Origin of the sequence: Hyphomonas sp., from assembly GCF_040882205.1 — a bacterium.
Classification (GTDB): domain Bacteria; phylum Pseudomonadota; class Alphaproteobacteria; order Caulobacterales; family Hyphomonadaceae; genus Hyphomonas.
This window is the reverse complement of sequence record NZ_JBBEBT010000321.1, coordinates 1-12,146: the sequence shown is the minus strand read 5'-3', so window position 1 is coordinate 12,146 and position 12,146 is coordinate 1. Positions and strand designations below refer to the sequence as shown.

At 63.7% G+C, this 12,146-nt stretch carries 11 protein-coding genes; 5 read left to right on the top strand and 6 right to left on the bottom strand.

From position 1 onward, the window contains the following. On the top strand, window positions 1–782 hold a 782-nt coding region (sppA, locus tag WEA77_RS13785; RefSeq protein ID WP_368068457.1), incomplete at its 5' end, for a signal peptide peptidase SppA. A gap of 155 nt (window positions 783–937) precedes the next feature. After that, window positions 938–1,942, top strand: coding sequence for an NAD-dependent epimerase/dehydratase family protein (locus WEA77_RS13780; RefSeq protein ID WP_368068456.1), 1,005 nt, complete (start codon window positions 938–940; stop codon window positions 1,940–1,942). Here the strand turns inward: WEA77_RS13780 and WEA77_RS13775 are convergent. Continuing rightward, the gene (locus WEA77_RS13775; RefSeq protein ID WP_368068455.1) at window positions 1,927–2,658 is read right to left on the bottom strand and encodes an RluA family pseudouridine synthase; all 732 of its coding nucleotides are present in this window, start codon (window positions 2,656–2,658) and stop codon (window positions 1,927–1,929) included. The two genes, WEA77_RS13780 and WEA77_RS13775, sit on opposite strands and share 16 nt — an antisense overlap. After that, complete coding sequence (locus WEA77_RS13770; protein ID WP_368068454.1) at window positions 2,655–3,968, bottom strand: replication-associated recombination protein A; 1,314 nt, start codon at window positions 3,966–3,968, stop codon at window positions 2,655–2,657. The genes WEA77_RS13775 and WEA77_RS13770 overlap by 4 nt, the downstream gene beginning before the upstream one ends. A 61-nt stretch (window positions 3,969–4,029) precedes the next feature. Between WEA77_RS13770 and WEA77_RS13765 the strand changes: the two genes are divergently transcribed. After that, entirely contained in the window at window positions 4,030–4,908 is an 879-nt protein-coding gene (locus tag WEA77_RS13765; protein ID WP_368068453.1) for a TauD/TfdA dioxygenase family protein, read from the top strand. 30 nt (window positions 4,909–4,938) lie between these two features. Next, the gene (locus WEA77_RS13760; RefSeq protein WP_368068452.1) at window positions 4,939–6,192 is read left to right on the top strand and encodes a cytochrome P450; all 1,254 of its coding nucleotides are present in this window, start codon (window positions 4,939–4,941) and stop codon (window positions 6,190–6,192) included. Window positions 6,193–6,548: 356 nt separating this feature from the next. Here WEA77_RS13760 and WEA77_RS13755 read toward each other — a convergent pair whose 3' ends face one another. The 4 genes from WEA77_RS13755 to WEA77_RS13740 form a co-directional block, all read right to left on the bottom strand. Continuing rightward, on the bottom strand, window positions 6,549–8,051 hold the full coding sequence (locus WEA77_RS13755; protein ID WP_368068451.1) for a Do family serine endopeptidase: 1,503 nt from the start codon (window positions 8,049–8,051) through the stop codon (window positions 6,549–6,551). Window positions 8,052–8,122: 71 nt separating this feature from the next. Then, a complete protein-coding gene (locus WEA77_RS13750; RefSeq protein ID WP_368068450.1) occupies window positions 8,123–9,577 on the bottom strand; it encodes an MFS transporter in 1,455 nt (484 codons plus the stop codon). A gap of 34 nt (window positions 9,578–9,611) precedes the next feature. Beyond that, the gene (locus WEA77_RS13745) at window positions 9,612–10,835 is read right to left on the bottom strand and encodes an acyl-CoA dehydrogenase family protein (RefSeq protein WP_368068449.1); all 1,224 of its coding nucleotides are present in this window, start codon (window positions 10,833–10,835) and stop codon (window positions 9,612–9,614) included. Between the two features lie 14 nt (window positions 10,836–10,849). After that, entirely contained in the window at window positions 10,850–11,140 is a 291-nt protein-coding gene (locus tag WEA77_RS13740; RefSeq protein WP_368068448.1) for a putative quinol monooxygenase, read from the bottom strand. A 205-nt stretch (window positions 11,141–11,345) separates the two neighbouring features. Between WEA77_RS13740 and WEA77_RS13735 the strand changes: the two genes are divergently transcribed. Continuing rightward, window positions 11,346–12,146: glycosyltransferase family 2 protein (locus WEA77_RS13735; protein WP_368068447.1), on the top strand; the 801-nt coding region annotated here is incomplete at its 3' end.

Sequence of the window (12,146 nt, the reverse complement as noted above, 5' to 3'; positions counted from 1 at the left end):
TGGCTGAAGATGAAGATGTGAAGGCCATCGTCTTCCGCGTCGACAGCCCCGGAGGCTCGCCCACCGCATCCGACCAGATCTGGCGCGCGGTCGAGCGCGCCAAGGAAGCCGGCAAGCCGGTCGTCGTCTCGATGGGCTCGCTGGCAGCTTCGGGCGGCTACTATGTCTCCACGGGCGCCGATGCGATCATTGCAAACCGCGGCACGATCACTGGCTCGATCGGCATCTTCGGCGGCAAGTTCGCCCTCGATGGCACCTTCAACAAGATCGGCGTCACCTTCGACACGGTCAGTGTCGGCGGCGATTTCGCCAATGCCTACGGCATTGCCCCGTTCAACCAGTCCCAGGAAGCCGAGATCCGCGCAATGCTGAAACGCGGCTATGACCGCTTCCTTGGCCTCGTCGGCGAAGGCCGGGGCATGAGCTATGACGAAGTCCACGACGTCGCCCGTGGCCGCGTCTGGAGCGGCGAAGAAGCGGCGAAGATCGGCCTTGTGGACGAGCTCGGCGGCTTCATGACGGCGCTCGATAAAGCCAAGGAACTGGCCGGCATCGAAGCCGACAAGCAGCCGCTGCTGGTTTTCTATCCGCACCGCAAGACCGGCTTCGAAGCCTTCGAAAGCCTGTTCGGCGTCTCAGCCGAAACCGCCCGCGCCGCAGCCGTCCTCAGCGCCCTTGCCGGCGACGAGCGCACCCAGGCCCTGATCGAGGAACTCGCCGTCGCCGACGCCGTGAACTCCGGCCAGGCCATGGCCATGGGTCCCCGCATCCGCGAGCGCTAGACGCCTCGCGGGAAGCGACCAGTTGCGGCCTGCCAGTTCGCGCTGGCAGGCCGTTTCGTTGACGGCGACGCTAATCCGCGCATTCTGTAGCAGCGGCGCGGCTTGTGAAGGGTCGGGGGATCGTCTAGCCCCATGAAAAGGTTCTGCACAAGCACATGAACATCATCGTCACCGGGGCTGCCGGTTTCATCGGGAGTGAAGTCGCGCTCAGGCTGCTGCGCGAGGGCCATTCGGTCACCGGCATCGATTCCTTCACCGCCTATTACGACGTGAAGCTGAAGGAAGACCGCGCCGCGCGGCTCGTCACCTTCCCGAACTTCCGCCTCGCCCGCTACAGCGTGGAAGACGCCGCGATGATGGAACGCGTGTTCGAGCGCGTAAAACCGGACATCATCCTCCACTTCGCCGCGCAGGCCGGCGTGCGCTACAGCCTTGAGCATCCGCGCGATTATATCGATGCGAACGTCGCAGGCTCGTTCAACATCATCGACCTCGCCCGCCGCTACAAAGCGCGCCACCTGATCCTCGCTTCGACAAGCTCCGCCTACGGCGCAAACCAGAAGTTCCCCTTCGAGGAGCGCGATCCGGCGCCCTATCCGCTGACCATCTACGCCGCCACGAAACTCGCCGCTGAGCTTATCGCGCACAGCCATTCGCATCTCTACGGCGTGCCGACGACCGTGCTGCGTTTCTTCAGCGTCTATGGCCCCTGGGGCCGCCCGGATATGGCCTTCTACCTGTTTACCGACAGGATCTTCAAAGGCCAGCCCATCGACGTATTCAACAACGGCGACCTGTTGCGTGACTTTACCTATATCGACGACCTTGTAGAATCCATCCGCCGTCTGATGGATTGTCCGCCGCAAATGGGCAGCCACATGATCCGGGGCGACTCCCTGTCGCCGGTTGCGCCCTATCGCCTCGTCAATATCGGCAATGCGACACCGATCCGGCTGGTCGACTATATCGAAGCCATCGAAAGCGCGATCGGCCGCAAGGCAGTCAAGAACATGCTTGGCATGCAGCCGGGCGATGTGAAACAGACCTATGCCGACGTGCGCCTCCTGAAGGCGCTGACCGGCTATACGCCAAACACGGATTACCGCATCGGCATCCCGGCTTTCGTTGACTGGTTCCGCAGCTATTACAACCCGGCCTGAATGCCTGCCGCCCCGGCCGCCGCGCGGAAATCTTCCGGCACCGGCGCTTCCAGAACCCGGCGCCCACCCTCCGGATGCGCAAGATCGAGGCGCGCCGCATGCAGCATGAGGCGCGGCGCCGTTGCCTGCCCTTCTCCATAAAGCGCATCGCCCAGGATCGGGCAGCCCAGCGCCATCAGGTGCACGCGGATCTGGTGCATCCGCCCTGTTTCCGGCGACATCTGCATCAGCGCAAACTCGCCCTGCCGCGCCAGAACGCGCCATCCTGTCCGCGCCGCCTGCGCCCCCTTCCGGTCCGGCCGCGCAATGATCATCCGCGCCTTGCCGCCTTCTTCCACTTTCACCAGCGCCGCATCCGCAACGCCCGTCTCTGCCGGTGGCAGGCGCCCTTTCACCAGCGCCAGATAAGTCTTCTGCACACCGCGCCCTGCAAACGCCTCCGACAGCTTCGCCGCCACAGGCTGCGTCTTCGCCGCCACGATTACGCCCGACGTGCCCTGATCCAGCCGGTGAACAAGGCGCGGCCGCTTGCCGTTCGATCTGGAAAACGCAGCCATAAGCCCGTCAAGCGACCGCGCCACACCGCTGCCCGCCTGCACAGCCAGCCCCGCCGGCTTGTTGAAGGCAATCAGGGAGTTGTCCTCATGCAGGACCATACCTTGCACGAGCGCAAGGTCTTCCGGGCTGATCGCAGGTATTTCGCGGTTGCGGGTCATTCGGGCCTCTTAGCCTTCGCACGAAGTTCTGCAAGGCGCGCGAGCCGCTCCGCAATCGGCGCCTCGCGGCCCTCGCCCTTCGGGTCATAGAACACCGGACGCTTCATACTTTCAGGCAAGTAATCCTGCCCGGAGAAGCCTTCCTGCGTATCGTGATCATATTTGTAGCCTGCTGCGTAACCCTGATCCTTCATCATCGAGGTCGGTGCATTCAGGATATGTTTAGGCGGCATCAGGCTTCCCGTCTGCGCCGCTGCGCGCCGGGCCGCCTTGTAGGCAATATAGGCCGCATTGGATTTCGGCGCAGTGGCGAGATGGATCACGGCATGGGCCAGCGCCAGTTCGCCCTCCGGCGAGCCAAGGCGCTCGTAAGTGCGCGCTGCCTCGCCACAAATCATCAGCGCGGTCGGGTCTGCAAGGCCGATTTCCTCGCTCGCCATCCGGATCAGGCGCCGCGCGAGGAAGAGCGGATCCTCGCCGCCTTCCAGCATCCGCGCAAACCAGTAGAGCGCCGCGTCGGGATCTGATCCGCGCACGGATTTATGCAGTGCCGAGATGAGATTATAGTGCTCCTCGCGGTCCTTGTCATAAGCCGCCGCCCGCTTCGAGAGCGATCTGCCGAGATCGTCCGGCGAGAGCAGTCCCGCCTCGCCCATCATGGCGAAGGCCTGTTCGGCGAGGTTCAGAAGGTAGCGCCCATCTCCGTCTGCCATCGCGCGGATCATCGCGCGCGCCTCTTTCGTTACCGGAAGGCGGCGCTGTTGCATTGTCTCGGCGCGCTGCAGAAGTAACTCCAATGCCGCTTCATCCAGCCGCTTGAGCACCAGAACCTGGCAGCGCGAGAGCAAGGCGCCGTTCAGTTCGAAACTCGGATTCTCGGTCGTCGCGCCGATCAGCGTCACCACGCCGCTTTCCACGAACGGCAGGAATCCGTCCTGCTGGGCGCGGTTGAAGCGGTGGATTTCGTCCACGAAGAGCAGGGTGCCCTTGCCCATCTTGCGCCGGTCTTGCGCCCGCTCGAAGGCCGCGCGAAGATCCTTCACCCCTGAAAAGATCGCGCTGATCGCTTCGAACTCGAGGCCCGTGCCTTCGGCGAGCAAGCGCGCGATGGTCGTTTTCCCGGTGCCGGGCGGGCCCCATAGAATGATCGAGGAAAGCCGCTTCGCCGCGAGCATCCGCGACAGCGTGCCGTCCGGCCCGATCATATGGTCCTGCCCCACAACGTCGGCGAGCGCTTCCGGGCGCAGCCGGTCGGCCAGCGGCCGGGGCGCGCTGCCTGAGGGGCCGGCGGTTTCAAACAGGTCAGTCATTTCTGCTTTCTAGGCGAGCGCGGTCATTGTGATAAGCTGCGAAAAAATACGGGAGGAACTCATGAAGCTGGACATCACCCCTTCGGGCCAGGCCTGCGGCGCCAGCGTGAGCGGCGCGGACCTGTCGAAACCCCTGTCGGCGCAGGCCGTCGCGGCAATCCGGGCGGCCTGGCTGGCGCATCAGGTGCTCGCCTTTCCGGACCAGAAGCTGACCGACGCGCAACTGGAAGATTACACCCTGCACTTCGGCCCCTTCGGCGAAGACCCTTTCATTGCGCCCATCCCCGGCCATCCGCACATCATTGCCGTCAGGCGCAAGGCAGACGAAACCTCGCCGATCTTTGCCGAAAGCTGGCACACCGACTGGAGCTTCCAGGCCCGGCCGCCGCAAGGCACCTGCCTCTATGGCAAGACGATCCCCCCAACCGGCGGCGATACGCTGTTCACCAACCAGTACCTCGCGCTGGAAAAGATGCCCGCCGATCTGCGCACGCGGATCGAAGGCAAACGCGCCGTCCACTCGGCGAAAAATGCCTATGCCCCCACCGGCTTCTACGGCGCCGGTGACAAGGACCGCAGCATGGACATCCGCCCGTCCGACGATGCGCAGGCGGTGCAGCTTCATCCGATTATCCACAGGCATCCGGAAACCGGCCGTGAAAGCCTGTTCGGAACGGCAGGCTATATCATCGCCATCGACGGCATGGACGCGGAAGACAGCGCCGCTCTGATCGGCGAACTCTACCGCTGGCAGACGCGGCCGGAATTCCAGTATCGCCACAAATGGCAGCCCGACATGCTGGTGATGTGGGACAACCGTTGCACCCTGCACATGGCGACGGGCGGCTATGCCGGCCATGACCGCTTGTTGCACCGCACCACAATCGGCGCCGCCCAGGGCGTTCCCGAAGGGCAAGCTTCGCGCTATGGTTTTGCCTGAGGCCGCCAGGACGGCCCGGGAGGAACATCGATGGCTGACACCTGGCACGGCGCCCGCGCCGGCATACCTGATCCCTGGACCCTGCCGCTGGACACGTTTGACGTGTCGAAGGCAGCGATCTTCCAGCAGAACGCACATGGAGAATATTTCCGCCGCCTGCGGAAGGACGCGCCGGTACATTATTGCCCCGAGAGTCAGTTCGGAGGTTTCTGGTCGATCACAAGGTTCAACGACATCGTTGCCATCGATTCCAACCACAAGCAGTTCTCGTCGCACAAGAGCATCGTCATTGGCGACTCGCCGCCGGATTTCGACACGCCGATGTTCATTGCGCAGGATCCGCCGATCCATGATGTGCAGCGCAAGGCCGTGCAGCCCGCCGTAGCGCCGACGCAGCTGAGCGATATCGAGGCGCTGATCCGCCAGCGCGTCAACAATATTCTGGACGACCTGCCGACCGGCGAGCGCATCAACTGGGTGGAGCATGTCTCCAAGGAGTTGACGACGCAGATGCTGGCGACGCTTTTCGATTTTCCGTTCGAGGACCGCCACCTCCTGCCCTACTGGTCAGATGTGACGACGACGTCCGAAACAGTCGGCGTGGAAGTCGACATGAAGCACCGCGAGGCGGAGCTGATGAAGTGCCTCGCCTACTTCACGAAGCTCTGGCACCAGCGCGCCGCCGAGCCGCGCAAGTTCGATTTCATCTCCCTTTTCGCACACGATCCCGAAACGAAGGACATGATCAGGAACCCGATGGAGCTTATGGGTAACCTGATGCTGCTGATCGTGGGCGGCAATGACACGACGCGCAATTCCATCTCCGGCGGCGTGGTCGCGCTGAACCAGTTTCCTGCCGAATATGCCAAGTTGAAGGCTGACCCTTCGCTGGTGGCGAACATGGTGTCCGAGATCATCCGCTGGCAGACGCCGCTGGCGCATATGCGGCGCACCGCGCTGGAGGATGTCGAGTTCCGGGGAAAGCAGATCCGCAAAGGCGACCGGGTGGTGATGTGGTATGCGTCCGGCAACCGCGACGAGACGGTGATCGATGACCCGGACTCCTTCCGGATCGACCGCGGGAATGCGCGCCGCCATCTCTCCTTCGGCTTTGGCATCCACCGCTGCATGGGCAACCGCGTGGCCGAAATGCAGCTGCGCCTCCTGTGGGAGGAAATCCTGAAGCGGTTCGACCGGATCGAACTCGTCGGCGAGCCGACGCGGGTCCTGTCAAACTTCGTGCTGGGATATGAGGACGTGCCGGTCATCGTGCATCCGCGCTGAGCACGTCGGCGGCGTCGACGATTTGCGCATCGCTCATCATGCCGAGCCAGGAACCGAACCAGGGCTTGCGGGCTGAGCCGGCGATGACGAGTACGCGCCCGCCGGGTACCCGGGGGGGCGCGCGTTAAAAGCCGCTTTCGGGACAGGGCGTAACGGGGGCTCACCTGCGCCGGGAAAACAGGAAGATAAAATGTCAGGGGCGGCGGTGATGTGGGCCCGATTGCAGGCGCAGGTCATTTCCTGTGCACGCGTTCACCTGCTCGTCCCCGCGCAGGCGGAGTTCTCCCGCGTCTCTTGCCAAACCCGCCCCCCGCCTGCGCGGGGGATGAGCTGCAGGGACCACGGCGATTGGCTGATCAGGTTCGCACCGTGCCTTTGACGGTGCGGCCATTGCGTTCGATTTCAATTTCCCAGTCGCGGCCGCCTTTGTCGACGACGCCTTCGAGGTCCCTGACCGACTTCGTGGTCTTGCCGTTCACGGCGCGGATGATGTCGCCCGGCTGGAAATAGTTGCGCGAGATCGTGCCGCGCGTAACCGAGTGGACATAGATGCCCGAGCCTTTTGAAAAGGGATCGAGCCCGTTCTCTTCGGCGAGGCGGGGCGAGAGTTCGATAACGCGCGCGCCGTTGAAGATCGAGGCGCCGGACAGGAGCACGACGTCTGCTTCGGTGGCGCCCGGCGGCGGCTCGACCTGGACATTGATGGTCTGGGCCTGTCCGGCGCGCAGCACGGTGAGCTGGGCCAGCTCGCCCGGATTGCGCACGGCGGCGAGGAATTTCAGGCCCTTTTCGTCAAACACTTCGCGCGCGTCGATGGCGGTCACGAGATCGCCGCGGCGCAGGCCAGCCCTGGCCGCAGGGCCGTCGGGATAGACTTCCGTGACGATGACGCCGACCGGGCGGTCGAGGCCTTGCGTGCGGGCGATGTCGAAGCTGACGGCCTGTGCGGCGAGGCCGAGCCAGGGGCGCACGAAGGTGCCGCTGTTGACGGCCGCATCGACGACGCGCTTGACCATTTCCGACGGGATCGCAAAGCCGATGCCGACCGAGCCGCCGGTGCGCGAATAGATCGCCGTGTTGACGCCGACGAGTTCACCCTTGGTATTGATCAGGGCGCCGCCGGAATTGCCGGGGTTCACCGCTGCGTCGGTCTGCAGGAAGAAGGAGTAGTCGGAGACGCCCACGTCCGTGCGGGCGGTGGCGGAGATGATGCCGTTGGTGACGGTCTGGCCAACGCCGAAGGGGTTGCCGATGGCGAGCACGAGGTCGCCGACCTGAACGGCGCGGGTATCGGCGAAGGTGAGCGTGGGCAGGCGCTCAGTGCCGGTGTCTATCTTCAGGACGGCGAGGTCGGTGCGCTCGTCGGCCAGCAGCAGCTCGGCAGGGTATTCGCGCCGATCGCTGAGGACGACGCGGAAACTGTCGGCGCCCTGGATGACGTGATTGTTGGTGACGACAATGCCGTCGGCGCCGACGATGACGCCGGAGCCGAGCGAGTTCTGCACACTGCCTTGCGCGGGCACGCCATAGAGCAGCTGTTCCATTGTGGAGGCGCGGCTCTTGACGTTCTTGGCGGTGTAGACGTTGACGACGGCCGGCGAGGCGGCTTTCACCAGCGGCGCGAAGCTGAGATAGATCTGGGCCTCGGACTGGGGGACGACCGGCTGGGCGGCCTGCGAACTGGTGCCGGCGCCAGGAGCTGGCGGCAGGACGGCGGCAATTTCGGTCGTCTCGCCGGGCTGGCGCTCGGCCTGCGAAAACATCGGCGCGAGCGCGACCGTGAGCAGCATCAGGACGGCCACGCTGAGGAAAGCGAGGAGTTTGGAAACGTGTTTGGTCATGGTGCGTGGATCGGTCATGAGTATGGCTCTTTTGCGGCTCCAATTGAGGCGCAATTCGTACCTTCATGACATTTCCGTCAGGGGGCTCCTCAGCCCGGTCCGGGACCCGCCGCCGACGCTTCGCGTTCGCCCAGAAGGCGAAGGTTTTCGGCATGCGATTCGCGGCTGATCTTGTAGAAACTGACGCAGACGAGCATCAGCGTCCAGGCGCACAGCAGCGACACGGCATAGCCGAAGCCGAGGGCCCGGATGGATTCCTCGCTGGCGCCTGCCCCGCCGCCGCCCTGGGCGAAGCCGGCCACGGCCAGCACGGCCGAGGCGGTCAGCACGCCGGCGCCCTGCGAGAGCTTGCGGATGAAGCTGATGCCCGCGAAGAAAATGCCTTCCGAGCGCCGCCCGGTCTGCATCTGGCTGTCTTCCACGATGTCGGCGACCATCGAGCCCATCAGCATCTGCGTGGCGATGATCAGGGCAAGGTCGAAGATCGTGATCGCGATGATGATGTTGAACAGCTCATCGGAGCCGTTGGGCGGGAGCAGACCCAGGAGGCGCAGGATGACAGGCATCGGCGCAATCGAGAAGGCGAGCACGCCGATAGTGATGGCGCCGCGCTTCTTGCCGAAGGTCTTGCCGATGATCGGCGCGATGATCAGGGCGAGCACGGCCGAGATATAGACGGCGGCGGTGATCTTCGCGATCTGCTGGTTGTCGAAGCCCCAGAAGATCGTGTTGATATACTGGTTGAGCGTCGCCGAAATGCCGGAGGCGACCAGGCCGAACAGCGTGGCGAGGAACAGCGCGCGGAAGGAGCGGTTGGAGACCGTCTCGAAGATTTCCCTGAAGATCAGACCGAGCGTCAGCTGGCGCGCGGGCGGCGGCGCCTTGAGGTTCGGGATGTGTCTGTGTGTGCCGGCCGCGCAGATCAGCACCGCCGTGAAGATACAGGCAGACGCAATCATGCCGTAAGTGTTCCAGCCCGCCACATTGAAGACGCCGATCCGGATCTCGGGGGTCGGCACGAGGAGGACCCAGAACAGCAGGATCTGGATCGAAAGGCCGCCGAACCAGGCGAAGAAATAGCGCAGCGACATCAGCGAAGTGCGCGCGTCATAGTCCTGGGTAAGTTCGGCAGCGAGCGCGGTGCTGGGGACTTCGTAGAAGGTGAAGGCGAGGCGCACAAAGATTGTGGTCGCCAGCAGCCAGAGGAAGAGGTCGTTTCCGGACACGCCGGCGGGCGGGTTCCAGGTCAGGAAATAGGCAATCGCGACCGGGATGAGCGCCGCGTACATGAACGGATGGCGGCGGCCATACTTGGTACGCAGGTTGTCCGACCAATAGCCGACGACGGGATCAGAGACCGCGTCGATGATCAGGGCAATCAGCAGGACGACCGCGACAAGGCCTGCATCAACCCCCAGGATGTTCGAATAGAAGAACAGCAGGACGTATTCGAAGCCGTTGTCCTTGATGCCGGACGCGGCGCCCCCGACCCCGAAGGACAGGCGCGTGAACAGGCTTGGCTTGGCAGCGGTCGCTGTCGTCATCAGCGCATTCCTAAAAGGGGATCGGTCATTGGCCTCAGAGGCCGAGCACAGCCTTCGCCATGATGTTGCGCTGGATCTCGTTCGAGCCCGCATAGATCGAGGTCTTGCGGTAGTTGAAGTAACTCGGCGCGGAGGTCAGGGCATATTCGGGCGTCGGCGAGCCCACGTTTGAGCCCGGCTCCGCAAGCGCGACGGTGTCCTGCACGAAAGGATTCGCGTAGAGACCCACAGCTTCCAGTGCCAGCTCGGTGATCGCCTGCTGGGCTTCTGAGCCCGCGCACTTCAGCATCGAGCTTTCCGGGCCGACGTTCTGACCCGCAGAAAGCGAGGACAGGACGCGCCGTTCGGTTGCGTCCAGCGTGTCGATGCGCATTTCGAGCAGGGCGAGCTTACGGGCGAAGTCCGGATTGCGGATCACCGGCTCGTTGCCGTCATACTCTTTAGAGGCAACCTTGCGCGCCTTGTTCAGCATGTGGCGCAGGCCGGGCGCGTAGGCATTGCCCCGCTCGAACTCGAGCAGGTATTTCGCATAGGTCCAGCCCTCGTTCTCCTTACCGATCAGCGCGTCATTGATCTTTACCCGGACGTTCTCGAAGAAGACCTGGTTGATCTCGTGCTGGCCTTCGGCGGGGCCGTCGAGCGTCGGCAGTGCGCGCACCGTGATGCCGGGCAATGTCATCGGGAAGACGATGAAGGAGATGCCCTCCTGCGGCTTGCCCTCTTTCGAGGTGCGCACGAGGCAGAAGATCATGTCGGCCCACTGGGCGAGTGTCGTCCAGATCTTGGAGCCGTTAAGGACGTACTCGTCCCCATCACGCACGGCGCTCATCTGAAGGCCGGCGAGGTCAGAGCCGGCGCCCGGCTCGGAATAGCCCTGGCACCACCAGACTTCAGAAGAGAGGATGCTCGGCAGGTGTTTCTTTTTCTGATCGTCATTGCCGAAGGCCATGATCACCGGAGCGACCATCGAGACGCCAAAGGGTGCAACGCTCGGCGTGCCGGCGCCCGAGAGTTCGGAATGCAGGATATAGCGCTCGGTCGGGGAGAGACCGGGGCCGCCGTATTCCTTCGGCCAGTTCGGCGCGATCCAGCCTTTTGCGGCCAGCTTCTCCTGCCAGGCAACCTGGCTTGCCTTGTCGACATAGCCGTTTTTCGACAGGGCCATGCGCGCGCGCAGGTCCTTGTCAAAGTTTGCAGCGATCCAGTCGCGCACGTCCTGCTGGAACCTGAGATCAGATGGCGAAAGCGAGAGATCCATGGCCGCCCCTCCGCCTATTCGACGATGTCGTAATACTGGATCTCGGGAGCGCCCCCGAGAACGGCGCCGAGCCTGGGGCCGGCCGCCTTGAAATAATCGGTCTGGCCGTGCGCTTTCAGAGCATCAGAGGATGCGTACTGCTCCATGAAGATGTATTCTGTAGTCGAACCTTTGGTCTTGTAGAGCTGGTAGGTCAGGCATCCGGGCTCGTTGGCCTTAACCTTGGCCATCAGGTCCTTCGCAACCTGTTCGAACTCTGCCTGTTTTCCGTCCTGGATCTTCAGCTTCGCAACGATACCGATCAACTTCGTTTCTCCCTCAACGTGTTCTGATGCCACAGTATGCAGTCCGCCGGTCTCGGCAAGCCCGTCCCTTGGGGTATGGGGGAAATTCATGGAGGGTTAATGCTGTTCGCGCGGGCCCGTCAGCCTCAGGCCCAGCTTTCGCGTCTGGAACGGAAATTGCTCCTCCCCGAAGTCGTTCCCAGAGCCCTTTTGACTGAGGCCGGACATGACCAAGGCTGATACCCTTTCCAAGGCGGCTGGACCGCGGAGGGCCGAACCGTCAGAAATCCTGGCGGTGATCCCGGCCCTTAACGAAGCGCGCCATATCGAGACATGCATCCGGTCCCTGATGATCGGGGCGCCAGCCCTGCGCGAGGTGGCCCTCGTCGTGGCGGACGGCGGCAGCTCGGACGAAACAGTCGCCATTGTTGACGCCCTGAAAGGCGAGTTTCCCAATCTGCGGGTCCTGGCGAACCCCAGACGGCTTCAATCCGCCGCCCTTAACCTTGCCGCCGAAGTCGAGGCGACCGCGATAACGCGGGTGCTGGTGCGGTGCGATGCCCACTCGATCTACCCCGAGAATTTCATCCTGGACGTCGCCCAGTCTATGCTCGAGCACGCCGCCGCATCTCTGGTTATCCCGATGGACGCCGTCGGCGAGACACCCTTCGAGACGGCCAACGCCCTGATCGTCGATACGCCCCTCGGTTCCGGCGGCGCGCGCCACCGGGGCGGCAAGGTATCCGGCTGGGTGGACCATGGCCACCATGCCGGCTTCGACATCGGCTGGTACCGCCAGATTGGCGGCTATGACGAGACATTCGCGGCCAATGAGGACGCCGAGTACGACGCGCGCCTCGCCCGCGCGGGGGGGCGAATCTACCTTGATGCGGGCATTCGCATCAAATACATACCGCGCGGCAATGTCAGCCGTCTCTGGAAACAGTACGAAGGCTATGGCCGCGGCCGGGCCCGCAACCTGCGCAAGCACGGAACAGCGCTTAAACTACGCCAGGCTATTCCCATC

Excerpts from the sequence above, each read along its gene's own strand:
- WEA77_RS13780 (WP_368068456.1), top strand. The coding sequence starts at position 938 with ATGAACATCATCGTCACCGGGGCTGCCGGTTTCATCGGGAGTGAAGTC.
- WEA77_RS13775 (WP_368068455.1), bottom strand. The coding sequence starts at position 2,658 with ATGACCCGCAACCGCGAAATACCTGCGATCAGCCCGGAAGACCTTGCG.
- WEA77_RS13770 (WP_368068454.1), bottom strand. The coding sequence starts at position 3,968 with ATGACTGACCTGTTTGAAACCGCCGGCCCCTCAGGCAGCGCGCCCCGG.
- WEA77_RS13765 (WP_368068453.1), top strand. The coding sequence starts at position 4,030 with ATGAAGCTGGACATCACCCCTTCGGGCCAGGCCTGCGGCGCCAGCGTG.
- WEA77_RS13760 (WP_368068452.1), top strand. The coding sequence starts at position 4,939 with ATGGCTGACACCTGGCACGGCGCCCGCGCCGGCATACCTGATCCCTGG.
- WEA77_RS13755 (WP_368068451.1), bottom strand. The coding sequence starts at position 8,051 with ATGACCGATCCACGCACCATGACCAAACACGTTTCCAAACTCCTCGCT.
- WEA77_RS13750 (WP_368068450.1), bottom strand. The coding sequence starts at position 9,577 with ATGACGACAGCGACCGCTGCCAAGCCAAGCCTGTTCACGCGCCTGTCC.
- WEA77_RS13745 (WP_368068449.1), bottom strand. The coding sequence starts at position 10,835 with ATGGATCTCTCGCTTTCGCCATCTGATCTCAGGTTCCAGCAGGACGTG.